The organism is Cryobacterium tepidiphilum (genome assembly GCF_003716325.1).
Lineage (GTDB): Bacteria > Actinomycetota > Actinomycetes > Actinomycetales > Microbacteriaceae > Cryobacterium > Cryobacterium tepidiphilum.
Window position 1 is genome coordinate 171,851 of the sequence record NZ_RDSR01000002.1, and the last position, 25,216, is coordinate 197,066.

Genomic DNA, 25,216 nt, shown 5'->3' on the forward strand with positions numbered 1-25,216 from the left:
AACGGAGCGGGGCGGGGGAAGCGAGGCGGGCGTGGGGGCGGCTAGTGCAGGCCGGCGGCGCGTCGTGCGGACCGGGCGGCCGCGGCGACCGCGTCCGCACCCTGAGCCAGCACGGCTGCCGAGGTCATCCAGCTGCCGCTGGCCGCGAAGACGGCCGGATGCGCCAGGTGCTCGGCGAGGTTGGCCTCCGTCACGCCGCCGCTCGGCATGAACGTCAGGTCGCGGAAGACCGCGGCGTAGGCATCGAGCAGCGCGAGCCCGCCCGCCTGCTTCGCGGGGAAGAGCTTCAGCCGTCGAAGACCCAAGTCCCTCGCCGCGATGACCTCCGTGGGCGTCATCACTCCCGGCACCAGGTCGATGCCGGCCTCGCGGGCCACCTGGGCGACGCCGGCGGAGAGACCCGGCGAGACGAAGAACTGCGCGCCGGCGTCGAGGGCGGCCTTCGCCTGGTCGGCGTCCAGCACCGTGCCGGCGCCGACCGTGAGCCCGTGCCGCCCCGCGAGCCGCGCGAGCGCCGCCAGCCCGAACTCGTTGCGCAGCGCGATCTCGACGATGCGGATGCCCCCGGCGAGCAGCCCGTCGGCCAGCGCTTCGCACTGGGCTTCGTTCTCGGGGGAGGCCAGCGGAACGATGCGGTGTCCGTCGATGGCGCTCATCGTCCGAGCCAGCCCCCGTCGACCGGGATGATCGCGCCGGTGACGTAGTTCGCCGCCTCGCTCGCCAGGAAGACGGCCGCCCCGCCGAGGTCGGATCCCTCTCCCCACCGACCCATCGGGATGCGATCGAGGATCGCCGCTGACCGCTCGGCGTCGTCGCGGAGCTTCTCGGTGTTGTCCGTGGCGATGTAGCCGGGCGCGATCCCGTTGACGGTGACGCCGCGCGCCGCCCATTCGTTGCTGAGAGCCCGCACGAGGCCCGCGATGCCCGACTTGGCGGCGGCGTAGCCGGGAACGTTGATGCCGCCCTGGAAGCTCAGCAGGCTCGCGGTGAAGATGACCCGGCCGCTGCCGCGCTCCAGCATCCCCTCGCCCACGAGCTGGCTCAGCACGAACTGGCTGGACAGGTTGACCTGCAGCACCTCGTCCCACCACTCCAGCGGATGCTCCGCCGCGGGGCTCCGCCGGATCGTGCCGGCGTTGTTGACGAGGATGTCAGCACCACGCACCTCCCGGCCGAACTCCTGGACCGCCTCGCGGTCGGTGAAGTCGACGGCGTGGCCCGTGAAGCTGCGGCCGAGTGACCGAACGCGTTCGCCGATCGCGCCGCCGCCTTCCTCCTGCCGCGATGAGGCGCCGATGATGTCGGCGCCGGCGGCGGCCAGCGCTTCCGCCATTCCGAAGCCGATGCCTCGGCGTGCACCGGTGACGACGGCGGTCTTGCCGGTCAGGTCGAACGGGGTCATCGGTCGGCCTTCCGTACGTCGACGAGCAGCTTCATGGCGCCGCCCTGCTCCAGCTGGTGGAACGCGTCGAGGGTCTGGTCGAGGGGGATGGTGTCGGTGATGATGTCCTCCGCCGGGATCGCCCCACGCTCAAGCAGCTGGATCGCCCGCTCGAAGTCCGGGCGCTCGTAGACGCGCGTTCCGATGATCTCGAGTTCGCGCCAGAAGACGCGGTGGAGGTTCATCGGCACCGGCTGTGCGTGGATGGCGACAATGACGACGCGGCCGCGTACGCGGGCGTAGTCGACGCTCCCGAGGGCGGTGGCGGCGACACCGGCGACTTCGAAGACGACGTCGGCTCCCGCGCCACCGGTGGCCTGCTCCACGATCGCGGCGGCGTCCTCCGACAGCGGATCGACGACGGATGCCCCGTGCGCGGCAGCGAAGGCACGTCGCTCGGCGTTGGGCTCGATGAGCAGCACCGTGGCGCCCTGCGCCTGGGCGACGAGGGAGATCAGCTGGCCGATGGGTCCGCCACCGATGACGACCGCGACTTCACCGGCGGCGAGGCGCGAGCGGGCGACGTCGTGGCAGGCGACGGCCAGGGGCTCGATGAGGGCGGCGTGGCGGAGCGACAGCGATTCCGGCAGCGGAACGACGGTTGATGCCGGGACGATCCACTGTTCCTGGAGAGATCCGGGAGTGTCGATGCCGACGAAGGTCAGGCGCTGGCACACGTGCTGGTTGCCGGCGAGGCAGGCGGGGCATTCGCCGCACCAGTCGAGCGGCATCACGGTGACGGGTTGCCCGGCAGCGAGACCGTCCACGCCGTCACCCACGGCGTCGATCACGCCGCTCATCTCGTGGCCGATCGACTGCGGCACGCTCACGCGCGAGTCCATGTTGCCGTGTAGTACGTGCAGGTCGGTGCCGCAGATGCCCGTGTAGGCGACGGCAATGCGCACCTCACCGGCTCCGGGCTCGGCGGGGTCGCGCTCCACCACCCCGATGTGGCCGTTTCCCTCGTACTGCGCTGCTCTCATGCGGCTTCGCCTCCTCGCGATTTACGGAACCAAGTTCTATTTCGTGTTCCGAGTGGCGGAACACGGGTTCATTTGCCATATAGTACTCATGTTGCTCGGCACTCCGCACGGGCCGCCCCACTCAACGAGGAGGAAGAATGCGCCGTAGAAATCTCGGCACGCTCGCCGGCATCGCACTTGTCGGCCTTGCCCTGTCAGGATGTTCCGCCAGCGCCGCCGGCGGGAACGGAAACGGGGGCGAGGCGAAGCATGTGCTCCGTGTCGCCTTCAACCAGGACATCAACCACCCACAGGCCCAGGCGCTGACCGAGCTCTCCGACAAGCTCTCTGCCGCGACCGACGGGCAGTATTCGCTGCAGCTGTACACCGACGAGACGCTCGGCGACCAGGCATCGACCATCGAGCAGGTGCAGTCCGGCACCATCGACCTCTCGGTCGTCGCCGGTTCCCTGCTCGAGAACTTCGAGCCGGACTTCGCCGTCGTGAACCTGCCGTACGTCTACGACTCGCCCGAGCAGCAGATGAAGGTGCTGAACGACCCGCAGATCATGGGCGACCTCTACGACGCCGTGCTGGACGACAACATCAAGGTGCTGACGGCCTACCACGGTGGCGTGCGCAACGTCTACTCGAGCAAGGGCCCGGTGAAGGAACCAGCCGACCTCAAGAGCCAGAAGATCCGCGTCATCGGCTCCGACACCAACGTCGAGATGATGAAGCTCATGGGCGGCATCGGCACGCCGATGGCCCAGGGCGAGGTCTACACCGCGATCCAGTCCGGCGTCCTTGACGGTGCCGAGAACAACGAGCTGATCTACTCGACGCTCTCGCACGACGAGATCGCGCCGTACTACTCCTACACCAAGCACCTCATGATGCCCGACTACCTCATCGCCAGCCCGAAGGTGTGGGACGGCATGGACAAGGAGACGCAGGAGACGTTCACAAAGCTTCTGAGCGAGAGCGTCGACACCGAGCTCGACCTGTTCGCGAAGGCCGTCGACAAGGCCAAGGCGGAATCGGAGAAGGCCGGCGCGAAGTTCAACGACGCCGACGTCGACGCCTTCCGTGAGGCGACGAAGCCGCTGATCGACTCGAAGGTCACGACCGACCGCACCAAGGCGATCTACGACGCGATCCAGAAGTCGCGCGGCTGATAAGGCAGATCCATGACCGCAATACTCAATGGACTCTCTCGCGTCCTGCACGCGATATGTGTCGCACTCTTCGCGGCCCTCGTGCTGCTCGTTGTCTGGCAGGTGTTCACGCGCCTGGTCCTCAACGATCCGAGCCCGTGGACTGAGGAAGCGGCGCGGTTCACCTTCGTCTGGGTGAGCCTCATCGGCATCGCGATCGCAACGGGCGAGAAGGCCGACGTGGTCATGGACTTCCTCGTGGAGAAGCTTCCGCGAAGCCTGCAGCGGGTCGCCGACATCATCGCCTACCTGTGCACACTCACGTTTGCACTGGTCGTCATGGTGTTCGGCGGCCTGCACCAGGTCACCCTCGCCTGGACGCAGACCAACCCGGTGCTGCCATTCACCCAGGGCCAGCTCTACCTGGCGCTGCCGATCTCCGGCTTCCTGCTGAGCCTGTTCCTGATCGTGCACATCGTGGGCGCGCTCTCGCGCGCCTACGTCGGCCACATCCCGCAAGAAGATGAGGAGGCGGCATCCCTATGATCGACCCACTTGCCATCACGCTCGTCCTGGTCGGCGGACTCATCGTCCTACTCGCCGTGGGCGCCCCGGTCTCGATCAGCATCGCCCTGCCGTCGGCCGTGGCCATGTTCATGATCCTCGGCGTCGACAACGGCGCCATCACCTCCGCCCAGCAGATGTTCCGCGGGGCGAATTCCTTCGCGCTGCTGGCCATCCCGTTCTTCGTCCTAGCGGGCGTGATCATGAACAACGGAGGCATCGCCGAGCGGCTCATCAACTTCGCTCGCGTCCTGGTCGGGCGCACCCCGGCACCGCTCACCCAGACCAACGTCATCGCGAACGCCATCTTCGGCTCGGTGTCAGGTTCCGCCGTCGCAACGGCCGCCGCCGTCGGCTCCACCATGGCTCCGATGCAGCGCAGAGAGGGCTACGACCGGGCGTTCTCCGCCGCCGCCAACGTGGCCAGTGCCCCGACCGGCATGCTGATCCCGCCGTCGAACACGCTCATCATCTACTCGCTCGCGGCCGGCGGAACCTCCGTCGGCGCCCTCTTCATGGCGGGGTACCTTCCCGGCATCCTCTGGGCGATCGCATGTGCGGCGGTCGTTTGGGTCTACGCACGCAAGCACCCCGAGCTCAAGGGCGACCCGCGCCCATCCTTCGGCGTGATCTTCTCGACATTCGTGAAGGCGCTGCCCTCACTCGGGCTCATCGTCGTCGCCATCGGCGGGATCGTCGCCGGGTTCTTCACGCCCACCGAGGGCGCCGCCATCGCCGTGGTCTACTCACTGCTGCTGTCGTTCGCCTACCGCTCCATCCACGTGAGGGAGCTGCCCCGCATCCTCTACGACGCGTGCCGCACGAGTTCGATCGTCATCTTCCTGATCGCCGTCTCCGGCATCATGGGGTACGTCATGGCGTACGCCAGGCTCCCGCAGCTGATCGCCGACGCTCTCTTCGGCTGGACGGACTCGAAGGTTGTCGTGCTGCTGATCATGATGGCGATCCTCCTCGTCATCGGTATCCCGCTCGACCCGACGCCGGCCATCCTGATCTTCGTCCCGATCTTCCTGCCCATCGCGATCTCGTACGGCGTCGACCCGGTGCACTTCGGCATCATGATGGTCTTCAACCTGTCGATCGCGGTGATCTCGCCGCCATCGGCCCCGGTGCTCTTCGTCGGGGCGCAAGTATCCGAGGCGCGCCTCGAACCCGTGATCCGGCACCTCATGCCGTTCTTCATCGTGCTCATCGGCGTGCTGTTCATCGTGGTCTTCGTTCCGGAGATCTCGCTGTGGCTGCCGCAACTGCTCGGCCTGCTCTAACTCCTGGAAAGGAACACCTATGTCCACGGTCTATCGCCCCGGCACCCCCGATGACGTCCAGCGGTCCAGCCAGCAGCAGCTCCGCGACAACTATCTCGTCACCGACCTCTTCCAGGCGGGGGCGGTGCGCACGGTCAACACGCACTTCGACCGTGTCGTCGCGGTCGGCGCCGTGCCGACGGATGCTCCGCTCACCCTGGACGCGATCCCCGAGATCCGCAGCGAGAATTTCCTTGATCACCGGGAGATCGGCTTCGCCAACATCGGGGGTGCCGGCTCGATCACCGCAGACGGCGTGCGGTACGAGCTGGAGAAGACGGCGATCCTCTACCTGGGTCGCGGCACGAAGGACGTCGTGTTCGAAAGCGTCGACGCGGCAGACCCGGCCTGCTTCTACGGGTTCTCGGCGCCGGCGCACCACGCGCATCCGTCTGCCCTGGTCACTCCCGAGGACGGAACGATTCGTGAGCTCGGCGACCAGCTCAGCTCGAACCGACGGACCCTGCGCCAGTGCATCCACGAGAACGGCGTGCCGAGCTGCCAGATCGTCATGGGCGTGACCCGGCTGCACCCCGGCAGCATGTGGAACACGATGCCGGCGCACACGCACGACCGGCGCACCGAGTTCTACGTGTACTTCGACCTCGACGCCGAGCAGCGTGTCGTGCACCTGATGGGCGAGCCGACGGAGACGCGGCACCTGATGGCGAGTGATCGCGACCTGGTGTTGTCGCCCAGCTGGTCGGTGCACTCCGGCGTCGGCTCGGCGAACTATTCGTTCGTGTGGGCCATGGCAGGCGAAAACCAGTCTTTTGATGATATGGATGCAGTACCCATCGCATCCATGCGGTGACAGTAGAGAATTGATATGACATGACCGCCCTCCCCTCCATCGACCGTTCCCCCGCCCCGTCCTCCGGGGCGAGTGAGAAGGCATTGCGTGTGCTCGACGCTGCGCTTCGCGAATCCCGCTTCACGGACATCGTCCAGGCCTCAGGACTCGCGAAGGCGACGGTGCACCGCCTTCTGCAGGTGCTGGTCGAGCAGGAGTACATCGCGGGTGATGCCGAGAGCGGATACCGGGCCGGGCCGAACCTGCTGTCGCTCGCCGGCCGGGCGCTGGCCAGTGTCGACATCTCGCAGATCGCGCAGCCGGTCGTGGACCGGCTCGTCGCCGAGGTCGACTGCACCATCCACGTCGGTGTCGCCAGCGAGACCGAAATGGTCTACGTGATCCGCAAGGATGCGTCGAAGCCGTACAGCATGCGTTCGCGCGTCGGTCTCGCCATTCCGATGCATTCGACGGGCATGGGTAAGGTCGTGCTCGCGTACTGGCCGCCGGAGAAGGTCGCCGAGCTGATCGATCGGGTCGGCCTGCCGGTGCGCACCGACACGACCATCACCGACCCTGACGCCCTCGCGCGGGAACTCGCTTCGGTGCGCGCCCGGGGCTATGCACTCGACATGGGGGAGAACGAGGTGGGCACGGTGTGTGTCTCCGCGCCGATCCGTGACCACACCGGTGCCGTCACGCACGGGCTCTCAATCTCGTCGATTGCGCTGGAACACCCGGGCACGAGCATCGAGATGTTCGCGCCGCAGGCGCTCGCCGCTGCCGACGAGATCTCACGCCTCCTCGGCGCCCCCGAGCTCTAGCCGCCACCCCCTCACCACATCCCGTGAGGGGTCATCTTTACCTAGTCCTGCCGCACCAGCACTAGGAAAAGTCGTCCCCTCACGGGAGGGGGTTGGAGGGATCGGAGGGATCGGAGGGGTTGGAGTCGGAGACCCCGGCGACGGCGCGGGTGAGCGCGTCGCGCACGGCGAGCACCCCGGGGCGGCCGGCGCTCGAGCGCCGTGCGGCCGTGAACACCGTGCGGTGCGGGTCGCCCGGCAGCTCCTGCAGGCGCACGCTCGGCTCCTCGCCCGCCCAGACCAGGTCGGGCAGGATGCCGACGGCATTTCCCGACTGCACCAAGCGGATATGCGCCACCAGGTCTGCGGTCTCGAACCGCACATCCGGTTCGAAGCCCGCCGAGCGGCAGAGCTGCGTCGCCCATTGCCGCGACGCGGTGCCCTCGGGCTCCATCACCCAGGGCAGGCCCGCCGCGTCCGCGAGCGTCGACGCCGCGAGTGGTTCACCCGAACCAAGACCCGGTGGGCGGGTCGGCAGGGCGAGGCGCAGCGCATCCGTTGCCAGGTTCACCCGGTCGAGGTCGGGCCAGTGCGCGCGCGTGTGCCCCGGGTACTGCTCGGCCATCACGAGGTCGAAGTCGCGAGCCGACACCTCGAACAGCCCGACCTCGGGTTCGCGTTCCGTGACCTCCACGCGGAGCGAGGGGTATTCGGCTGCCAGCAGCGTGAGCGCCTGCGGAATCACCGCGTGGGCCGCCGACTGGAACACCGCGACCCGCACGGTGCCAGACACCGTCGTGAGCGACGCCGCGACCTCGGCCTCCGCCACCTCGAGCCGCTCCAGCAGGTGCATGGTGTGGTCCACCAGGATCTCCGCCTGCGGCGTGAGCTGCACCCGGCGGCCCACCTTCTGCAGCAGCTCGACACCGGCCTCCTTCTCGAGCAGGGCCAGCTGCTGCGACACCGACGACGGGCTGTAGGCGAGGGCCTCGGCGACCCCGGCCAGCGTCCCACGCAGCTTCAGTTCGCGAAGCAGCCGGAGCCTCCGCACATCCAGCATTTCCGCCCCTCCCGAATGGCGCACAACGGCAGCCGCATTCTTCGGAAATTCTAATCGATATCGTTCATAAAGATTCGCTTTTGCCGAACAAACAGCGGCCTCAGACTGAGAGGTGATCGCACGCAGACGTGCGGGTCCAAAGGCGACGAAAGACTACCCTCGTGACCATGACCAACCCCTCCACTCCTGATCTCACCCGCGAGCCGGTGAAGGACCTCGGCCCCGAAGCCGTGGCCCTGGTGCAGAAGTGGCTGGCCCACAGCACCACCATCCCCACGGATGTCGCCGCCGGCCGCCTCGCCGGCGTGTTGAAAGACCCGAACGGGCTCGACTTCACGGTGGGATTCGTCGACGGCGTCATGCGCCCCGACGACCTCATGGTCGCCGGGTACAACCTGCAGCGCGTCGCGAAGAAGGCCCCGGCCTTCCTGCCCTGGTACATGCGCGGCGCCATCCGGCTGGGCGGCGTGATGGGACCGGTGCTGCCGTGGGTCGTGATCCCCGTGGCTCGTCGCGTGCTGCGCGAGATGGTCGGGCACCTCGTCGTCGACGCCACTCCCGAGAAGCTCGGGCCGGCCATCGCCGCGCTGAAGGAATCCGGCCACCGTCTCAACATCAACCTGCTCGGCGAGGCCGTGCTCGGCGAGACCGAGGCCCGCCACCGCCTCGAGGGCACCCGCCGCCTGCTCGAGCGCGACGACGTCGACTACGTGTCGATCAAGGTCTCGTCCATCGCCAGCCAGCTCTCGATGTGGGCCTTCGATGACGCCGTCGACCGCGTCGTCGAACGGCTCACCCCGCTGTACCAGCTGGCCGCCGCGTCTCCCACCCCCAAGTTCATCAACCTCGACATGGAGGAGTACCGCGACCTTGACCTCACCATCGCGGTGTTCGAGCGCATCCTCGAGCAGCCGGGACTTGAAAACCTCGAGGCCGGCATCGTGCTGCAGGCCTACCTGCCCGACGCCCTCGGCGCGCTGCAGGGCCTGACGGCGTGGGCGCAGGAGCGCCGCGCGAAGGGCGGCGCCGCCATCAAGGTGCGCCTGGTCAAGGGCGCCAACCTCGCGATGGAGCACGTCGACGCCGCCATCCACGGCTGGCCGCTCGCCACCTACTCCAGCAAGCAGGCCACCGACACCAACTACAAGCGGGTGCTGAACTGGGCGCTGACGCCCGAGCGAACGGATGCCGTCAAGCTCGGCGTCGCGGGCCACAACCTCTTCGACGTGGCCTACGCGCACCTTCTCTCCGAGCAGCGCGGCGTCGCCGACCGGGTGGAGTTCGAGATGCTCCTCGGTATGGCCACCGGGCAGGCCGAGGCCGTGCGCGAGGACGTCGGCCAGTTGCTGCTCTACACGCCGGTCGTGAAGCCCGAGGAATTCGACGTGGCGATCAGCTACCTGATCCGGCGCCTGGAGGAGAACGCCAGCCAGGAGAACTTCATGTCGGCCGTGTTCGAGCTGACCGAGGACCCGGCGCTCTTCAACCGTGAGAAGCAGCGCTTCTTCGCGTCGCTTTCGGCCCTCGACGCCGAGACGCCCGCGCCCAACCGCACCCAGGACCGCACCGCGCCGGCCGATGCACCGCAGAACCAGCCGAAGGATGCCGCGACGTTCGACGCCGCGGGCGCCGGCGACCCGAACCTCACCGCCGCCGTGCTCGGCCTGACGCGGGGCTCCGGCAAGACCCGCTCCAACGCGCCCAGCGGGTTCCGCAACGAGCCGGACACCGACCCCGCCCTGCCCGCGAACCGGGCCTGGGGCAGCGACATCCTCTCCCGCGTCGAGGGCTCCGAGCTCGGCACGGCCGAGATCGCCGCGGCCGCCGTGCCCGACATCGAGACCCTCGACAGGATCATCGACGGTGTCGCCCGCGCCGGCGAGGCGTGGGGCCGCAAGACCGGTGTCGAGCGCGCGGAGATCCTGCACCGCGCCGGCCGCTCGCTCGCCGCCCACCGCGGCCGCCTGGTCGAGGTCATGGCCGCCGAGACCGGCAAGACCATCGCCGAGGGCGACCCCGAGGTGAGCGAGGCCGTGGACTTCGCCCACTACTACGCCGAGCGCGCCAAGGAGCTCGACACCGTGCAGGGCGCCATCTACGTGCCGTCGAAGCTCACCGTGGTGACGCCGCCGTGGAACTTCCCGCTCGCGATTCCCGCGGGCGGTGTGCTCGCCGCGCTCGCCGCAGGGTCCGGTGTGATCATCAAGCCGGCGGCGCTCGCACAGCGCACCGGCGCACTCATGGTCGAGGCGCTGTGGGAGGCGGGCGTTCCGCGCGAGGTGCTCGCGCTGGTCGACGTTCCCGAGCGCGACATGGGAAGCCGGCTGGTCTCGCATCCGTCGGTCGACCGCGTGATTCTCACCGGCGCCTACGAGACGGCCCAGCTGTTCCGCAGCTTCCGCCCCGACCTGCCGCTCCTGGCCGAGACCAGCGGCAAGAACGCCATCATCGTCACCCCGAGCGCCGACCTCGACCTCGCGGCCGCCGACGTCATCAAGAGCGCGTTCGGCCACGCCGGCCAGAAGTGCTCCGCCGCGAGCCTCGTGATCCTCGTCGGCTCGGTCGCCCGCTCCAAGCGGTTCCTCGGCCAGCTCGTCGACGCCGCGACCTCGCTGCGCGTGGGCTACCCGTCGGATGCGACGAGCCAGATGGGGCCGATCATCGAGCCCGCGAAGGGCAAGCTGCTGCATGCACTCACCACGCTCGGGGCGGATGAGGAGTGGCTGGTCGAGCCGAAACAGCTCGACGACACCGGAAAGCTCTGGTCGCCCGGCATCCGCACGGGTGTGCAGCCCGGCTCCTACTTCCACCTCACCGAGTTCTTCGGCCCGGTGCTCGGCGTCATGCACGCGCGCACCCTGGAGGAGGCGATCCGCTACCAGAACGCCGTGGACTACGGCCTGACGGCGGGCCTGCACTCCCTCGACTCCGACGAACTCACCGAGTGGGTGGACTCGGTCGAGGCCGGCAACCTGTACGTGAACCGCGGCATCACCGGTGCCATCGTGCAGCGCCAGCCGTTCGGCGGCTGGAAGCGCTCCTCGGTGGGCGCCGGCACCAAGGCCGGGGGACCGAACTACCTGTTCGGGCTCGGCAGCTGGGTGAACGACCCGGGCAAGAACAGCACCACGCTGCACCTGCGCGGGCTGGAGAAGCGCGTCACCGACCTCATCGAGGCGTCGCAGGGCTCGCTCGACTACGCCGACTTCGACGTGCTGCGCCGCTCGGCGCTGAGCGACGCGCTGGCCTGGCGCGACGAGTTCCACGCCGTTGTCGACGTGTCCGGCCTGGGGCTGGAGCGGAACGTGTTCCGCTACCTGCCCGTTCCGGTCACCGTGCGCCTCGCCGACGACGGCACCCTCTCCGACCTGCTGCGCGTGATCGCGGCGGCCACGCTGTCGAACTCCCGCTTCCAGGTGTCGAGCTCGGTGCCCGTGCCGCCGGCGGTGCGCAACCTGCTGACCGTGCGGGAGGTGCCGGTCGTGGTGGAGAGCGATGACGAGTGGCTCGAGCGCGCCGGCAACGGGGGCATCACCACGAGCCGCGTGCGCCTCATCGGCGGCGACGCGTTCACGGGAGCCGAGGTCGCGGCATCCGCTCTCGCCGTTGCCCTGGGTGGCACACCGGATGTCGCGGTGTACGCCCACCCGGTGACCCAGGCCGGCCGCGTGGAGCTGCTGCCCTTCCTGCACGAGCAGGCGATCTCGATCACCGCGCACCGCTTCGGCACCCCGAGCACCATCTCCGACGCGGTCATCTAGCCCCCGCCCCGTGGGGCGGCGGCACGGGGGCGGGGGACCGCTTCAGTGAACGTCCAGCCGATTCCGGGGGATAATCGAGGGGGATGACCATCCCGGCATAACTCGACAGGGGGCTCCGGTGAACGGAAACGCCACGACACGGCATCGCAATGTCGCTCTGCTCTCGGTCGCGAGCACCATCGCGCCGCGCATCACCACGTCGGCGGAGATCGACCAGCGGCTGCAGCCCGTGCTGAAGAAACTGCGCCTGCCGCAGGGCCTCTTGCAGCGCGTGGCCGGGGTGCACGAACGCCGCAACTGGGACGAGGGCCAGACCTTCGACGGCGCCGCGGTGTCTGCCGGGCAGCAGGCGCTCCGCGAAGCGGGCATCGACGCGAGCCAGGTCGGCCTCATGATCAACACCTCGGTGACCCGCAAGCACCTCGAGCCGTCGGTTGCCGTGCGCATCCACCATGGCCTGGGACTCTCGTCGTCGGCCACCAACTTCGACATCGCCAACGCCTGCCTCGGCTTCGTCAACGGCATGACCCTCGCCGCGCAGCTCATCGACTCCGGGCAGGTGGAGTACGCGGTCGTCATCGACGGTGAGGACGCCGACGAGATCCAGGTGAACACCATCGAGCGGTTGAGCCAGGGTGCCATCAACCGCAAGGCGTTCATGAGCGAGTTCGCAAGCCTCACCCTGGGCTCCGGGGCCGCCGCGGCCGTGCTGGGCCCGGCCGACAAGCATCCGTCTGGCCACCGGATGCTGGGCGGCGTCACCCGCGCGGCGACCCAGTTCAACGGGCTCTGCGTCGGCAGCGTCGACGGCATGTTCACCGACGCGAAGGCGCTGCTGAAGGGCGGCATGGAGCTCGTCGTCTCCGCCTGGACCGAGGCCAAGCGCGACTGGAACTGGTCGGGCATGGACCGCTACATCCTGCACCAGGTCTCCGACGTGCATACGAACGCCATCCTGAAGGCCACCGGCATGGACCGCTCCCGCGTGCCCCTCACCTACCCGCGATTCGGCAACGTCGGTCCCGCCTCGATTCCGATCACCCTGGCGCAGGAAGCCGAGAGGCTCTCGCCCGGCGACCGGGTGCTCCTCATGGGCGTGGGCTCCGGCCTCAACACGGCCATGATGGAACTGGCCTGGTGACCTCCGGCCTGCGCTCACCGCGCGCGTCCGCGTCCCTCCCACCCGCCGGGCTCCCCGGCCTCGACCCGCGCTTCTCCCGCATCGTCGACGTGCCCGAGAGCGGCGGCGCCCGCGGTATCCGGCAGTGGCACGTTCTCGACAACGGCGCCGAGCTGCACCGGCTCGGGGTGACACCGGTCGGCACCGTGGTCTGCGTGCACGGCAACCCCACCTGGTCGTACCTCTGGCGCCGGTTCCTGACGGCGGCAACGGATGCCGCGGCGGCGGGCGGCGACGCCTGGCGCGTGATCGCCGTGGACCAGCTGGAGATGGGCTTCTCCGAGCGCAGCGGATACTCCCGCTCCCTCGAGCAGCGCGTGCGCGACCTCACCGACCTCACCGACGCGGTCGGACTCGACGGCCCCGTCGTCACCTTCGGGCACGACTGGGGAGGTCTGATCTCGCTCGGCTGGGCCGTCGACCACCCCGGGCAGCTCGCCGGCGTGATGCTGCTGAACACGGCCGTCCACCAGCCCGAGGGAGCGCAGGTCCCGGCGCCGCTCCGGCTCGCGCTCGCGCGCCCGGTGCTGGGGCTCGCCACCGTCACCACGCCGGGCTTCCTCGAGACGACGTTGGCGCTCGCGCATCCGCCGCTCCCGGCCGCCGTGAAGGACGGCTACCGCGCGCCCTACCGCAGCGCCGACCGGCGCGGCGGCATCGGCGCCTTCGTCGCCGACATCCCCGTCGACGACCGCCACGAGAGCACGGCCGAGCGGGTCCGCATCGCCGAGGGCGTGCGCGGGTTCACCGTCCCCGCCCTCCTGCTCTGGGGTCCCCGTGATCCGATCTTCAGCGACCGCTACCTCGACGACCTCATCGAGCGCCTTCCGCACGCCGACGTGCACCGCTTCGAGGGCGCCGGGCACCTGGTGGCCGAAGACGTCGACTACGCCGCCGCCGCGGTGGATTGGCTGGCGCACCGCCTGCCGGGGGCGACGACGCCGAGTGCGGATGCGGCATCCGTTTCGACGCGCGCGCCCCGCACCCCGGCCCGCCCGCCTCTCTGGCGGCGACTCGAGGAGCTCGCGGACAGCGAGGAGACGGCGCTGGTCGAGATGGTGCCCGCGCCCGGCTCGCCGCCTCGCGTGGTGAGCTGGCAGCTGCTCGCCACGCGCGTGCGGCAGCTCACCGCCGGCCTCGCGCGCGCCGGCGTGCGGCCGGGCGACCGGGTCTCACTGCTCGTGCCCCCCGGCGCGGACCTCACGGCCGTGCTCTACGCGTGCCTCCGCCTCGGCGCGGTCGTCGTCGTCGCCGACGCCGGACTGGGCCTTCGCGGCCTCACCCGCGCGGTACGCGGCGCCCGGCCGACGCACCTCATCGGGGCCCTGCCCGGACTGACGGCCGCCCGGGCCCTCGGCTGGCCCGGCCAGCGGATCTCCACCGCACGCCTCCCCGCGCCGCTGGCCCGCGCCCTCGGCGTCTCGCACTCGCTGGCCGACCTGGTGGAGCTCGGCGCCGACGAGGCGCTCCCGCCCGAGCCCGCCCCGGGCGACACGGCCGCCATCCTCTTCACCTCGGGCTCCACCGGCCCGGCCAAGGGGGTCGTCTACACCCACGACCAGCTGGCCGCCGTGCGTGACGCCCTCGCCGCCCAGTACGGCATCGGCGTGGGCACGGGCCTGGTCGCCGGATTCGCCCCGTTCGCCCTGCTCGGCCCGGCGCTCGGCGCCCGGTCGGTGACACCGGACATGGACGTCACCAGCCCGAAGACGCTCACGGCCACCGCCGTCGCCGATGCGGTCGCCGCCGCAGACGCGCGCGTGGTCTTCCTGTCGCCCGCGGCCGTCGCGAACGTGGTCGCCACCGCCGGCGCGCTCACGCCCGAGGGCCGCACCGCCCTGCGCCGCGTGCAGACGTTCCTCTCCGCCGGCGCCCCCGTCTCCGAACGGCTCCTCGACGCCGTCGCCGCGCTCATGCCCGACGCCCGCCTGCACACCCCATACGGCATGACCGAGGGCCTGCTCATGACCGACGTCACCCTCGACGGCATCCGCGAGGCGGCCGGCGAAGGCGGGCCGGGCGGTGTCTGCGTCGGAGTGCCGGCAGCGCCCACCGAGGTGCGCATCAGCGCCCTCGACGCCGACGGCAACGCCACCGGCGAGCCGACGGATGCCGCGGGCGTCACCGGCGAGATCATCGTCTCCGCGCCGCACCTGAAGGACCACTACGACCGGCTGTGGCTCACCAACCGGGCCGCCACCCAGCACGTTCCGGCCGCCGGCCGCTGGCACCGCACCGGCGATGTCGGGCACCTCGACGCGGCCGGCCGGCTCTGGGTCGAAGGCCGCCTCCCGCACGTCATCACCACCGCCGACGGCCCCCTCACCCCGGTGGGCGCCGAACAGCGCATCGAGGGCGTCCCCGCCGTCTGGCGCGCCGCCATCGTCGGCGTCGGACCCCGCGGTGTGCAGCAGCCGGTCGCGATCGTCGAGACCAGGCTCGGCACGGCGCGCGTGGCGTTGGCCTCCGCCGAACTCGCCGACGCCGTGCGCGCCGCGAGCGAGCAGGAGCTCGCCGCCGTCCTCGTGGTGCCGCACCTTCCCACCGACATCCGGCACAACTCCAAGATCGACCGCAGCCGGCTCGCCGCCTGGGCGACCCGCATCCTCGCCGGTGGGCGGATGGCACGCCCGTGAGGGTGCTGGTGACCGGCGCGAGCGGATTCCTCGGCCGCGCGGTGGCCACCGCGGTCGTGGCCGCCGGCCACGAGGTCGTCACGTTCCAGCGCCGGCCGTCGGGTGTTCCCGGCACCGAGGACCGACTCGGCTCGCTCACCGACCCGGCCGCCGTCGCCCGCGCCGCGGACCGCATGGACGCCGTCATCCACCTGGCCGCCAAGGTCTCGCTGGCCGGCGACCCGGCCGACTTCGACACCGTGAACGTGGGCGGCACCCGCCGGCTGCTCGACACGGCGACGGATGCCGGAGCCTCGCGTTTCGTCTACGTCTCCTCGCCGTCGGTGGCGCACGCCGGCGCATCCATCGTGGGCGCCGGCGCCGAGCCCGCCGACCCGGCGCGCGCCCGGGGGCACTACGCCCGCACCAAAGCGGAGGCGGAACTCCTCGTGCTCGCCGCAGACTCACCGGCCATGCGCGTCGTCGCCGTGCGGCCGCACCTGGTGTGGGGGCCCGGCGACCCGCAGCTGGTGGCCCGCATCGTCGACCGCGCCCGGGCCGGGCGATTGCCGCTCGTCGGCCGCGGCGCCGCCCTCATCGACTCCACCTACGTCGACAACGCCGCCTCCGCCGTCGTGGCGGCGCTCGAGCGGGTCGACGAGGTGCACGGCCGCCCCTACGTGGTCACCAACGGCGAGCCGCGGCCGGTCGCTGAGCTGATCGCGGGGATGTGCCGCGCGGCCGGTGTGCGACCCCCGGCCTGGCACGTGCCCGCCGGGATGGCCCGCACCGCCGGGTCCCTCGTCGAAGCAGCCTGGCGCATCCGCCCGGGGGCGGACGAGCCGCCGATGACCCGGTTCCTCGCCGAACAGCTCTCGACCGCGCACTGGTTCGACCAGCGGCAGACGCGCGGCGACCTGCGCTGGCAACCGGCTGTCACGCTCGACGAGGGCTTCCGGCGACTCGCCGACCACTACCGGGCCGCGCGCAGCGGATAGGGGGCCCTCAGGGTGGCCGCTCGCACGGCCCCCTCCCGTTGCAGCGCTGACCAGCTTAAACACCCCATTGTGCGCGGGGCGGCAATGGGCGTACCGTCTTGTGCCATCAGGTCAGTGTTGATAAGGAGGGTCCTCATGAGCGACATCACTCCACTTCGAAACACGTTGCGGAACGGCAGCGGGCTGAAGCGGCTGGGCGGCACATGGGGGGAGGTGCTCGCGGAGTTCCTGGGGACGTTCGTCCTGATCGCGTTCGGCGACGGTGTCGTCGCGATGGCCGTCGCCGGCCTGCCCGGATCGGGCCGAACGGCCGCGGCGACGACCATTTTCGCCGCCGCAGGGGACTGGCTGCTCATCACGTGGGGGTGGGCGCTCGCGGTGACATTGGCCGTCTACGTCGCCGGCGGCGTCAGCGGTGCACACCTGAACCCCGCCGTCACGCTCGCCTTCGCGTTCCGGCGCAAGTTCGCCTGGAACAAGGTGCTGCCGTACATCGCCGCCCAGGTGGTGGGCGCCTTCGTGGGCGCCGCCCTCGTCTACCTCGTGTACCACGACGCCATCGACGCCTTCAACCAGGCGTCGAAGACCGGCCGCGCCGAGCCCGGCGGGCTGGCCACGTTCTCGATCTTCGCCACCTTCCCCGCCCCGTACTTCAACGGCGGCATGATCGGCCCACTGATCGACCAGATCGTGGGCACCGCCTTCCTGCTCATGTTCATCGTGGCGATCATCGACCTCCGCAACACCGCGGTGAAGGCCAACCTCGGCCCGCTCATGGTCGGCTTCGGGGTGGCCGCGATCGGCATGTCCTACGGGGCGAACGCCGGGTACGCCATCAACCCGGCGCGTGACTTCGGGCCCCGCCTGTTCGCCTGGATGGCCGGCTGGGGCGATGTCGCGCTACCCGGCACCGTGGACGGCGCGTTCAGCTGGTACTTCTGGGTTCCCATCATCGGTCCACTCATCGGCGGCGTCATCGGCGTGCTGCTCTACGACCTGTTCGTCGGCGACGTGCTGCACGCCCGCGGCCTGAAGCCGGAACCGGTGGGCCGCACCCGCGAAGACCCCGAGTTCGGCAGCACCGCCGACGAGGAGTGACCGCCGCCTGGCTCAGTCCGACGCGCGGTGCACCAGCCGGGTGAGCACGATGGCGCTGCGGGTGTGGTCCACGTTCGGGGCAACGCGCACCTTCTCCAGGGCGTCTTCGAGCGAGGGGATGTCGCGGGCGCGGATGTGCACGATCGCATCGGCGCTGCCGGTCACCGTGCCCGCGCCCACCACCTCGGGGACGGCCGAGAGCATACGCCGCAACTCTGCGGGAGCGACGGTGCCGCGGCAGAACAACTCCACGTAGGCCTCGGTGCTCATGCCGTCTGCGGCGGGGTCGACCTGGATGGTGAAACCACGGATGACGCCGTCTGACACCATCTTGTCCACCCGGCGCTTCACGGCCGAGGCGGACAGGCCGACCACGGAACCGATGTCGCCGTACCCGGCGCGCGCGTTCTGCCGGAGGAGGTCGAGAATGCCGCGGTCCACGTTGTCCATGGCGGGAGTCTACGCGGAATCCTTGCGCGCACCCCGCTCATTCCGCTGTTTTCCTGCGCCCCGAGCAGCAAACCGTCCGATGGTCCCGTGTGAGACTGGAATCGGCGTCCCGTGCGAGCAGCTGTCGGCTGTGAGCGTGGGCTCTCGTGAGCGACCTGGTCCGCCGCCCCCATGCTGCGGCGTGCCGCGGCCAGACGAAGGAGATGCCCATGACCCTGAGTGTCAACACCACGAGTCCCGACACCGAACCCCGCACCGAGACGCCTGAGCGCACCCCGCTGAAGCGCAGCGTGCTGATGTGCTCGCCTCGCCACTTCACGGTGGTGTACCGCATCAACCCGTGGATGAACCCGGCGCTGCCCACCGACACCTCGCGTGCCGTCCGGCAGTGGCAGGTGCTTTACGACACCTACATCGGGCTCGGCTATGACGTGCAGCTGATCGACCCCATCGCCGGCCTCCCCGACATGGTCTATGCGGCCAACGGCGGATTCGTCATCGACAACATCGCCTACGGGGCCAAGTTCACGCATCCGGAACGCCAGCCGGAAGGCCCGGCCTACATGGAATGGTTCGGCGACAACGGATTCGACGTGCGCGAGCCCGAGCAGGTCAACGAGGGCGAGGGCGACTTCCTCCTCGTCGGCGACGTGATCCTGGCCGGCACTGGCTTCCGCAGCGACTCGAACAGCCACCAGGAGCTGGCCGCCGTCACCGGCCGCGAGGTCATCACCCTCCGCCTGGTCGATCCGCGGTTCTACCACCTCGACACGGCCATCGCCGTGCTCGACCCGGCCGTGGGCGCCGGGCAGGCCGGCAACGGCGAGATCGCCTACCTGCCGAGCGCGTTCGACGAGGCCAGCCGCGCCATCCTCGAGGAGCGCTACCCCGACGCGATCATCGCGACCGACGAAGACGCCACCGTTCTCGGCCTGAACTCCTACTCCGACGGCTACAACGTCATCATCGCCTCGCGGGCCCGTGATTTCGAGAGGCAATTGCGGGAACGCGGGTTCAACCCGATCGGCGTCGACCTGTCCGAGCTGCTGCTCGGCGGCGGCGGAGTCAAGTGCTGCACACTGGAGCTGCGCCGATGACCACCTCGACCTTCCTCTCCGGCCGCGGCGCGGCATCCGCTGACGCAGCGTCGTTCATCGACCTCGAGAACCAACACGCCGCCCACAACTACCACCCGCTGCCTGTCGTCATCGCCTCGGGGGAGGGAGCCTGGCTGACCGCGGAGGACGGCCGGCGCTACCTCGACTGCCTCGCCGCGTACTCGGCCGTGAACTTCGGCCACTCCAACCCCGTGCTGCTGGAAGCCGCGCGCGCGCAGCTCGGGAGGCTCACGCTCACCAGCCGTGCCTTCCACAACGACCAGCTCGGGCCGTTCGTCACCGCGCTCGCCGCCCTGTGCGGCAAGGACATGGTGCTGCCCATGAACACCGGCGCGGAGGCGGTCGAGTCGGGCATCAAGGTGGCCAGGGCGTGGGGCTACCGGGTGAAGCGGGTCGCTGCCGGCGAGGCCAACATCATCGTCGCGGCCGGCAACTTCCACGGCCGCACGACCACGATCGTGAGCTTCAGCGACGACGAGACGGCGCGCGAGGACTTCGGGCCGTTCACCCCGGGGTTCCGTTCGGTGCCATACGGTGACGCCGCGGCGCTCGAGGAGGCGATCGACGAGAACACCGTCGCCGTGCTCCTCGAGCCGATCCAGGGCGAGGCCGGCGTCGTCGTGCCGCCCGAGGGGTACCTGCCCGCCGTGCGCGAGATCACCACGCGGCGGAACGTGCTGTTCATCGCCGACGAGATCCAGTCCGGCCTCGGCCGCGTGGGGGCCACGTTCGCCTGCGACCTGGCCGGCGTCGTTCCCGACCTCTACCTGCTCGGAAAGGCCCTCGGTGGCGGCATCGTCCCGGTCTCGGCCGTCGTCGGCAACGCCGACGTCCTCGGGGTGCTCCAGCCCGGCCAGCACGGCTCGACGTTCGGCGGCAACCCGCTGGCCGCGGCGGTCGGCCACGCCGTGGTCGAGATGCTCGCCACCGGCGAGTACCAGGAGCGCGCCCGCGTGCTCGGTGCCCGGCTGCACGAGTCGCTGCGCGCGCTCATCGGCCAGGGCGTCGTCAGCGTGCGCGGTGCGGGCCTGTGGGCCGGGATCGACATCGACCCGCAGCTGGCCTCGGGCCGCCAGGTGTGCCTGGCCCTCATGGAACGCGGGGTGCTGGCGAAGGACACGCACGGGTCCACCATCCGCCTGGCGCCCCCGCTCGTCATCTCGGCCGACGACCTGGATTGGGCGGTGGAGCAGCTGGCCGACGTGCTGCGCGAGCTGGCGTAAGGCCGGCTCCGCGCGTGCCGCCGCTGCCCCTCGTGCGGCGGCACAGATCCGGCAACGGATAGGCGTTGCTACTGTCGCGAATAAGGCGCACGATAAAGGGAACAGGTTCAATACTCTGAGGGGAGGCCCTCATGCGTGGGTCGCCAGTTCAACCGGACATCCTTCCTGTGCTTTCCGTGGGCAAGCACAGGAATCCACGCAGGGGCGCCTGCTTCATGGAGTTCGCCTCGTTCCTCGCGGGCGAAGCCTGGAGCGACCATCCCGCGTGCACCCACCCGGGCCTCGCCCACCTGGCCCGCATGGTCAACGACTGCACCACCGACGAGGGGCGGCAGCGCCTGGCGCCGTTGATCCCGTCGGTGATCGGGCTGACCACGGATGACCCACGGCTCGACATCGTGCTGGCGTTGCGCGCGGCCTGTGCGGCGTTGCCGATCGCGTCGGAGGACCGGCAGCGGCCCCTGGCGGTCGGTGCGCTCGTCTGCGTGCACCGGCTGGAGACGATGGGCGATCCCGGCATCGACGGCCTCGCCGCGGCCGTGCGCACCGCGTTCGAGGGGGCCCCGGCGGCCCTGCGCTGGGGGCGCAACTTCATCGACGTGTCGGTGCGCCGGGAGCCGGCCACGATGTCGCCGCGGCACTGCCAGGCGATCAGCGCCGTCGCGATCGACGGCATCGGTCGCGCCTGCGTCGAAGACCCCGACGACCGTCTCTACCGGCTGCTGTGCACGGCGATCGACGACGCCACCGCGTTCGTCGCGCGCAACGCCGCGCAGCCGGAGCCGGTGCCGGTGCCGGAGGTGAAGGAGGAACGCGAGCTGCGGCCCTCTCCGGTCCTGGCCGGGTTCTTCCACCGCGGCTGAGCGCTCCGATCCCGCCGAGCCGACCCATCTGACACTGGTCGGCTCGGCGCTTCGCGCGTGCCGCCTGCCTCGGCGCGGCACGTGCGTTCGTGGGGCGGCTACTTCGTGGCGGATGCCGCGGCGGGCGTCTTCGGCGTCGCCGCGGCCTTGCGGGCGGGCGGTTTCCGCGCCGGCGCGGCAACGGATGCGACGCTCGGCACGTTCGCCGCGGCATCCGTTGCGGGCCGGGCGATCGGCGTCAACCGGGCGAGCTGCGTCACGTGCCGCGGCTCCAGCTCCTCCAGGGCGTTGACGCCGAGCAGGCGCATGGTGCGCGTGATCTGCTCGGAGAGGATCTGGATCGTGCGGTCGACGCCCGCCTCCCCGCCGGCCATGAGGCCGTAGAGGTAGGCGCGGCCGATGAGCGTGAACCGGGCGCCCAGCGCGACCGCGGCAACGATGTCGGCGCCGGACATGATGCCGGTGTCGAGGTGCACCTCGGTGTGGGCGCCCACCTCGCGGGCGACGTCGGGCAGCAGGTGGAACGGGATCGGCGCACGGTCGAGCTGACGGCCGCCGTGGTTGGAGAGGATGATGCCGTCGACGCCCAGGTCGACGAGCTTCTTGGCGTCGTCGAGGTTCTGCACGCCCTTGACGACCACCTTGCCGGGCCACTGCTTGGTGATCCAGGCGAGGTCCTCGAAGGTGACCGTGGGGTCGAACATCGAGTCGAGGAGTTCGCCGACGGTGCCGCTCCAGCGATCGAGCGACGCGAACGCGAGCGGCTCGGTGGTGAGGAAGTTGATCCACCACTCCGGGCGCGGGATGGCGTTGATCACGGTCTTCGGCGTGAGCGCGGGCGGGATGGACATGCCGTTGCGCTTGTCGCGCAGGCGCGCGCCGGCGACCGGCACGTCGACCGTGACGAGCAGCGTGTCGAAGCCGGCCTTCGCGGCCCGGTCGACGAGCGCCATCGAGCGGTCGCGGTCCTTCCACATGTAGAGCTGGAACCAGTTGCGCCCGTTCGGGTTGGCGGCCTTGACGTCTTCGATCGCCGAGGTGCCCATCGTGGAGAGCGAGAACGGGATGCCGGCGCGCGCGGCCGCGTGGGCGCCGGCGATCTCGCCCTCGGTCTGCATCATGCGCGTGAACCCGGTGGGGGCGATGCCGAACGGCAGGCTCACCGGGGCGCCGAGCACGTCCCATCCGGTGGACACGGCCGACACGTCCCGCAGGATCGACGGGTGGAACTCGATGTCCTCGAACGCCTGGCGGGCGCGGGCGAGCGAGATCTCCGCCTCGGCGGCGCCCTCGGTGTAGTCGAAGGCGGCCTTGGGGGTGCGGCGCTTCGCGATGTCGCGGAGGTCGTAGATCGTGAGCGCACCCTCGAGGCGCCGCCGTCGGGCGTTGAGGTCGGGCGTCTTGAACTTCATGAGCGGCGCGAGGTCGCGCACCTTCGGAATTCGTCGTTGAACCATGATTCTCCGGGGTCGGTCGTGATGGGGCAGGCGGTCAGGCGACGGATGCCGCGTCTCGGGTGAGGTGCGACTCCGCGTAGTAGTGGCTGATGTGGTCGTGCACGAGCTCGCGCGCCTCGGCGACCTGGCCGCTCTCGATGGCGGCGAGGATCGCGGCGTGCTCGGTGCGCAGCCTCGCGCTGGTGCGCTCCCATGATTCGAGGTTCGGCACGGCCCGGAGCACGTAGCTCTCGATCGAGCTGCGCAGCCCGGCCATCATGGCCGCGACGACGACGTTGCCGGATGCCTCGGCCAGCGAGACGTGGAACTGCGCGTCGAGCGCGAGGAACTCGGCCTCGCTGAGGCCGGGGGAGTCCATCGCGGACAGCAGCTGGCGCGGTGCGGTGGTGTCGGCATCCGTTGCGGCGAGCTCGGCGGCGACGCTCGTCTCGAGCAGCAGCCGCGTGCTGACGATGTCGGCCACGGCGAACCCGGTGGCGGCCACCTGCAGTCGCATGAGCGCGCTCATGCCGCCGGAGGGCGTGGCCACGATTATCGCCCCTGCCTGCGGCCCGGAGCCGGACGCGGTGCGGATCAGCCCGAGCACCTCGAGCACGCGGAACGCCTCCCGCACCGAGGAGCGGCCGACGGACAGGTGCGCGGCGAGAGTACGCTCGGGGGGAAGCCGGTCACCCGGCTTCAGCGCTCCCGAGAGCAGGTCGGTCTCGATCGTGCGCAGCACGTATTCCCAGGCGCGTTCGGTCTCGGCAGACATCCGCACCCCTCCCCATCTGTGTGGTCTGACCACATGCTACACGAGGAGTGGCGTGCCTGGCCATGCAGGGTCATGCGGCGGGCGCCGATGTGATCGTTCGTGCGCGGTGCACCGTGCCCAGGTGCCGATCAGGTGGAATATTTTGGAAATCGACCTAGTAAAACTAGGAGATGCGTTCTATAATAAGGGTGTGGGCGAAGTCGTCGAAATCCCCGTGGATCCCGACCCCAACGCGCTCGATCGGCTGACACCGGAGCTGCTCGAGCAGTGGGCCGCAGAGTGGGCGGACGACCGGTGCGCTGAGGCGCTGGCCGCCGATGTCGGGGTCGTCGACGAGTGTCTTGTGGTGCCGGCACCCACGCTTCTCTCTCACGCCATCGAAGACGCCGCGACGGCGCTGGTCGCAGCGAACCAAGCAATGGCCATGCATGTGGGAGCGCTGGCTAAGGTGCTCGACGTGGCCCGGCGCAACCCCCACCTGTACCTGACCGAGGACGGGCTCGCCGAACGCGATGCACTCGAACTGGCCCAGCGTGCGGCCGCGTTGGACGTGGCCTTGCACCTCAAGCTCACTCCCGACGTCGTTCGGAACCGGGCACACGAGGGCCGGGTCCTCGCGGAGTCGCTTCCGCTCCTGTGGGGCAGGTTCCAGGCCGGGGTGATCGGCTATGCCGAGGCCCGTGCCGCGGTCGAGCTGCTTCCTGCGGACATCGACCCGGACGGGGTCGCCCACTACGACAGGGAACTGGCCGAGAAGGCGGGGCAGGTCACGCCTGGCGCGTTCCGGCAGAAGGCACGCGCCCTGCGTCGGCGGTTGCTGGCCGAGCCGGCGCTGCGGCACGCGCAGGCGTTCCTCGACCGGCGGGTCGTGATCGAACCGGCTGATGACGGTATGGCGTGGATCCACGCGCTCGTTTCGGCCCCGGACGCGGTGCGCATCAAAGCCCGCCTCGGTGCCACCGCGAAGCGCGAAGCGAAGAAGCAGGCAAAGGCGGCGGCCACGGCGGGCGGCGGACGACACTCCCGGGACCAGATCCGCGCGGACCTGCTTGTCGGGTGGCTTGCGGGGGACGGCACGCCGACGGCCGCGAAGGTACGCCCGCTGCTGTTCGTGCCGCTTCTGGGCCTGATCGGCGAAGGCGACGGACAGCCCTCGGTACTTCAGGGGTACGGGCCCATCGACCCGGCCAGCGCCGCGCAACTGTTCATCGACGCGCCGGCGTTCCGGCGGGTCGGCACAGACCCGTTCACGGGGGAGATCCTCGATTTCGACCGCCGTCGCTACCGCCCCACCAAGGCGCAACGCGAGATGCTCGCCGTGAAATTCGGGACCTGCGGACGGGAGAACTGCGACCGTCTGGCGGTGACGGCTGACGTCGACCACCTCAAGGAATGGGCCCGCGACCACGGACTCACCAACATCGACAACCTGGTACCGCTCTGCCCGCCCGACCACCGGCTGAAGACACTCACCAAGTTCCGGTACGAACGGGACCTCGACGGAACCATCACTGTCACGACACCCACCGGGTACATCGGTCGCAACGTGCCGCCCAATCCGCTGCCCGTCGAACCACCACCGTTCTGAGTGGAG

General features: G+C 70.2%; 21 protein-coding genes. 14 read left to right on the top strand and 7 right to left on the bottom strand.

Annotated elements, in window-relative coordinates; all coding sequences use genetic code 11:
* Nucleotides 1-41: 41 nt before the first annotated feature.
* Genes EEJ31_RS02205 through EEJ31_RS02215 form a run of 3 tightly spaced genes read right to left on the bottom strand, consistent with a single transcriptional unit; the run spans nucleotide 42 to nucleotide 2,424 of the window.
* Entirely contained in the window at nucleotides 42-656 is a 615-nt protein-coding gene (locus EEJ31_RS02205) for a bifunctional 4-hydroxy-2-oxoglutarate aldolase/2-dehydro-3-deoxy-phosphogluconate aldolase (RefSeq protein ID WP_123044651.1), read from the bottom strand.
* Nucleotides 653-1,402: an SDR family oxidoreductase gene (locus tag EEJ31_RS02210; protein WP_123044652.1), complete on the bottom strand. Its 750-nt coding sequence runs from the start codon at nucleotides 1,400-1,402 to the stop codon at nucleotides 653-655. The genes EEJ31_RS02205 and EEJ31_RS02210 overlap by 4 nt, the downstream gene beginning before the upstream one ends.
* Complete coding sequence (locus EEJ31_RS02215) at nucleotides 1,399-2,424, bottom strand: zinc-dependent alcohol dehydrogenase (protein WP_123044653.1); 1,026 nt, start codon at nucleotides 2,422-2,424, stop codon at nucleotides 1,399-1,401. The genes EEJ31_RS02210 and EEJ31_RS02215 overlap by 4 nt, the downstream gene beginning before the upstream one ends.
* Before the next feature lie 137 nt (nucleotides 2,425-2,561).
* Here EEJ31_RS02215 and EEJ31_RS02220 point away from each other — a divergent pair, with 137 nt between their 5' ends.
* The 5 genes from EEJ31_RS02220 to EEJ31_RS02240 are packed head-to-tail and all read left to right on the top strand — an operon-like array spanning nucleotide 2,562 to nucleotide 7,066.
* Entirely contained in the window at nucleotides 2,562-3,581 is a 1,020-nt protein-coding gene (locus tag EEJ31_RS02220) for a TRAP transporter substrate-binding protein (protein ID WP_123044654.1), read from the top strand.
* Between the two features lie 12 nt (nucleotides 3,582-3,593).
* A complete protein-coding gene (locus EEJ31_RS02225; RefSeq protein ID WP_123044655.1) occupies nucleotides 3,594-4,106 on the top strand; it encodes a TRAP transporter small permease in 513 nt (170 codons plus the stop codon).
* Nucleotides 4,103-5,410, top strand: coding sequence for a TRAP transporter large permease (locus EEJ31_RS02230; protein WP_123044656.1), 1,308 nt, complete (start codon nucleotides 4,103-4,105; stop codon nucleotides 5,408-5,410). The genes EEJ31_RS02225 and EEJ31_RS02230 overlap by 4 nt, the downstream gene beginning before the upstream one ends.
* 19 nt (nucleotides 5,411-5,429) lie before the next feature.
* Nucleotides 5,430-6,263 carry a 5-dehydro-4-deoxy-D-glucuronate isomerase gene (gene kduI, locus EEJ31_RS02235; protein WP_123044657.1) on the top strand — a complete coding sequence of 278 codons (834 nt, stop codon included), beginning with the start codon at nucleotides 5,430-5,432 and terminating at the stop codon, nucleotides 6,261-6,263.
* Between the two features lie 20 nt (nucleotides 6,264-6,283).
* On the top strand, nucleotides 6,284-7,066 hold the full coding sequence (locus EEJ31_RS02240; RefSeq protein WP_123044658.1) for an IclR family transcriptional regulator: 783 nt from the start codon (nucleotides 6,284-6,286) through the stop codon (nucleotides 7,064-7,066).
* Between the two features lie 79 nt (nucleotides 7,067-7,145).
* Here the strand turns inward: EEJ31_RS02240 and EEJ31_RS02245 are convergent, their stop codons facing one another.
* Nucleotides 7,146-8,105 (bottom strand): LysR family transcriptional regulator, encoded by a 960-nt coding sequence (locus EEJ31_RS02245; protein ID WP_123044659.1) that lies wholly within the window; start codon nucleotides 8,103-8,105, stop codon nucleotides 7,146-7,148.
* 167 nt (nucleotides 8,106-8,272) lie between these two features.
* On the opposite strand from EEJ31_RS02245, the gene EEJ31_RS02250 reads away from it, so the two are divergent.
* The 5 genes from EEJ31_RS02250 to EEJ31_RS02270 all read left to right on the top strand — a co-directional run bounded on the left by EEJ31_RS02250 (nucleotide 8,273) and on the right by EEJ31_RS02270 (nucleotide 17,757).
* Complete coding sequence (locus EEJ31_RS02250) at nucleotides 8,273-11,866, top strand: bifunctional proline dehydrogenase/L-glutamate gamma-semialdehyde dehydrogenase (RefSeq protein ID WP_123044698.1); 3,594 nt, start codon at nucleotides 8,273-8,275, stop codon at nucleotides 11,864-11,866.
* 118 nt (nucleotides 11,867-11,984) lie between these two features.
* Entirely contained in the window at nucleotides 11,985-13,007 is a 1,023-nt protein-coding gene (locus EEJ31_RS02255; RefSeq protein ID WP_123044660.1) for a 3-oxoacyl-ACP synthase III, read from the top strand.
* Nucleotides 13,004-15,682 carry an alpha/beta fold hydrolase gene (locus EEJ31_RS02260; RefSeq protein WP_233563683.1) on the top strand — a complete coding sequence of 893 codons (2,679 nt, stop codon included), beginning with the start codon at nucleotides 13,004-13,006 and terminating at the stop codon, nucleotides 15,680-15,682. The genes EEJ31_RS02255 and EEJ31_RS02260 overlap by 4 nt, the downstream gene beginning before the upstream one ends.
* Nucleotides 15,679-16,659, top strand: coding sequence for an NAD-dependent epimerase/dehydratase family protein (locus EEJ31_RS02265; RefSeq protein WP_123044661.1), 981 nt, complete (start codon nucleotides 15,679-15,681; stop codon nucleotides 16,657-16,659). Before EEJ31_RS02260 ends, EEJ31_RS02265 begins: the two co-directional genes overlap by 4 nt.
* A 135-nt stretch (nucleotides 16,660-16,794) precedes the next feature.
* Entirely contained in the window at nucleotides 16,795-17,757 is a 963-nt protein-coding gene (locus tag EEJ31_RS02270) for an MIP/aquaporin family protein (protein WP_123044662.1), read from the top strand.
* Nucleotides 17,758-17,769: 12 nt separating this feature from the next.
* Here EEJ31_RS02270 and EEJ31_RS02275 read toward each other — a convergent pair whose 3' ends face one another.
* Entirely contained in the window at nucleotides 17,770-18,207 is a 438-nt protein-coding gene (locus tag EEJ31_RS02275) for an Lrp/AsnC family transcriptional regulator (RefSeq protein ID WP_123044663.1), read from the bottom strand.
* Between the two features lie 203 nt (nucleotides 18,208-18,410).
* Between EEJ31_RS02275 and ddaH the strand changes: the two genes are divergently transcribed.
* The 3 genes from ddaH to EEJ31_RS02290 all read left to right on the top strand — a co-directional run bounded on the left by ddaH (nucleotide 18,411) and on the right by EEJ31_RS02290 (nucleotide 21,411).
* On the top strand, nucleotides 18,411-19,304 hold the full coding sequence (ddaH, locus tag EEJ31_RS02280) for a dimethylargininase (RefSeq protein ID WP_123044664.1): 894 nt from the start codon (nucleotides 18,411-18,413) through the stop codon (nucleotides 19,302-19,304).
* The gene (gene rocD / locus EEJ31_RS02285; protein WP_123044665.1) at nucleotides 19,301-20,548 is read left to right on the top strand and encodes an ornithine--oxo-acid transaminase; all 1,248 of its coding nucleotides are present in this window, start codon (nucleotides 19,301-19,303) and stop codon (nucleotides 20,546-20,548) included. The genes ddaH and rocD overlap by 4 nt, the downstream gene beginning before the upstream one ends.
* A 215-nt stretch (nucleotides 20,549-20,763) precedes the next feature.
* On the top strand, nucleotides 20,764-21,411 hold the full coding sequence (locus tag EEJ31_RS02290) for a hypothetical protein (RefSeq protein WP_199727244.1): 648 nt from the start codon (nucleotides 20,764-20,766) through the stop codon (nucleotides 21,409-21,411).
* Between the two features lie 98 nt (nucleotides 21,412-21,509).
* On the opposite strand, the gene EEJ31_RS02295 is transcribed toward EEJ31_RS02290, so the two are convergent.
* Both EEJ31_RS02295 and EEJ31_RS02300 read right to left on the bottom strand, forming a co-directional pair.
* Nucleotides 21,510-22,868, bottom strand: a complete 1,359-nt coding sequence (locus tag EEJ31_RS02295) for an alpha-hydroxy acid oxidase (protein ID WP_123044666.1) — start codon at nucleotides 22,866-22,868, stop codon at nucleotides 21,510-21,512.
* Between the two features lie 34 nt (nucleotides 22,869-22,902).
* The gene (locus EEJ31_RS02300) at nucleotides 22,903-23,622 is read right to left on the bottom strand and encodes a FadR/GntR family transcriptional regulator (RefSeq protein WP_123044667.1); all 720 of its coding nucleotides are present in this window, start codon (nucleotides 23,620-23,622) and stop codon (nucleotides 22,903-22,905) included.
* A gap of 190 nt (nucleotides 23,623-23,812) precedes the next feature.
* Here EEJ31_RS02300 and EEJ31_RS02305 point away from each other — a divergent pair, with 190 nt between their 5' ends.
* Nucleotides 23,813-25,210: an HNH endonuclease signature motif containing protein gene (locus tag EEJ31_RS02305; RefSeq protein ID WP_123044668.1), complete on the top strand. Its 1,398-nt coding sequence runs from the start codon at nucleotides 23,813-23,815 to the stop codon at nucleotides 25,208-25,210.
* Nucleotides 25,211-25,216: the final 6 nt, after the last annotated feature.

What these genes read in the sequence shown, in the direction of transcription:
- EEJ31_RS02205 (WP_123044651.1), bottom strand. Translation starts at nt 656, where the DNA reads ATGAGCGCCATCGACGGACACCGCATCGTTCCGCTGGCCTCCCCCGAG.
- EEJ31_RS02210 (WP_123044652.1), bottom strand. Translation starts at nt 1,402, where the DNA reads ATGACCCCGTTCGACCTGACCGGCAAGACCGCCGTCGTCACCGGTGCA.
- EEJ31_RS02215 (WP_123044653.1), bottom strand. Translation starts at nt 2,424, where the DNA reads ATGAGAGCAGCGCAGTACGAGGGAAACGGCCACATCGGGGTGGTGGAG.
- EEJ31_RS02220 (WP_123044654.1), top strand. Translation starts at nt 2,562, where the DNA reads ATGCGCCGTAGAAATCTCGGCACGCTCGCCGGCATCGCACTTGTCGGC.
- EEJ31_RS02225 (WP_123044655.1), top strand. Translation starts at nt 3,594, where the DNA reads ATGACCGCAATACTCAATGGACTCTCTCGCGTCCTGCACGCGATATGT.
- EEJ31_RS02230 (WP_123044656.1), top strand. Translation starts at nt 4,103, where the DNA reads ATGATCGACCCACTTGCCATCACGCTCGTCCTGGTCGGCGGACTCATC.
- kduI (WP_123044657.1), top strand. Translation starts at nt 5,430, where the DNA reads ATGTCCACGGTCTATCGCCCCGGCACCCCCGATGACGTCCAGCGGTCC.
- EEJ31_RS02240 (WP_123044658.1), top strand. Translation starts at nt 6,284, where the DNA reads ATGACCGCCCTCCCCTCCATCGACCGTTCCCCCGCCCCGTCCTCCGGG.
- EEJ31_RS02245 (WP_123044659.1), bottom strand. Translation starts at nt 8,105, where the DNA reads ATGCTGGATGTGCGGAGGCTCCGGCTGCTTCGCGAACTGAAGCTGCGT.
- EEJ31_RS02250 (WP_123044698.1), top strand. Translation starts at nt 8,273, where the DNA reads ATGACCAACCCCTCCACTCCTGATCTCACCCGCGAGCCGGTGAAGGAC.
- EEJ31_RS02270 (WP_123044662.1), top strand. Translation starts at nt 16,795, where the DNA reads ATGAGCGACATCACTCCACTTCGAAACACGTTGCGGAACGGCAGCGGG.
- EEJ31_RS02275 (WP_123044663.1), bottom strand. Translation starts at nt 18,207, where the DNA reads ATGGACAACGTGGACCGCGGCATTCTCGACCTCCTCCGGCAGAACGCG.
- ddaH (WP_123044664.1), top strand. Translation starts at nt 18,411, where the DNA reads ATGCCCATGACCCTGAGTGTCAACACCACGAGTCCCGACACCGAACCC.
- rocD (WP_123044665.1), top strand. Translation starts at nt 19,301, where the DNA reads ATGACCACCTCGACCTTCCTCTCCGGCCGCGGCGCGGCATCCGCTGAC.
- EEJ31_RS02290 (WP_199727244.1), top strand. Translation starts at nt 20,764, where the DNA reads ATGGAGTTCGCCTCGTTCCTCGCGGGCGAAGCCTGGAGCGACCATCCC.
- EEJ31_RS02295 (WP_123044666.1), bottom strand. Translation starts at nt 22,868, where the DNA reads ATGGTTCAACGACGAATTCCGAAGGTGCGCGACCTCGCGCCGCTCATG.
- EEJ31_RS02300 (WP_123044667.1), bottom strand. Translation starts at nt 23,622, where the DNA reads ATGTCTGCCGAGACCGAACGCGCCTGGGAATACGTGCTGCGCACGATC.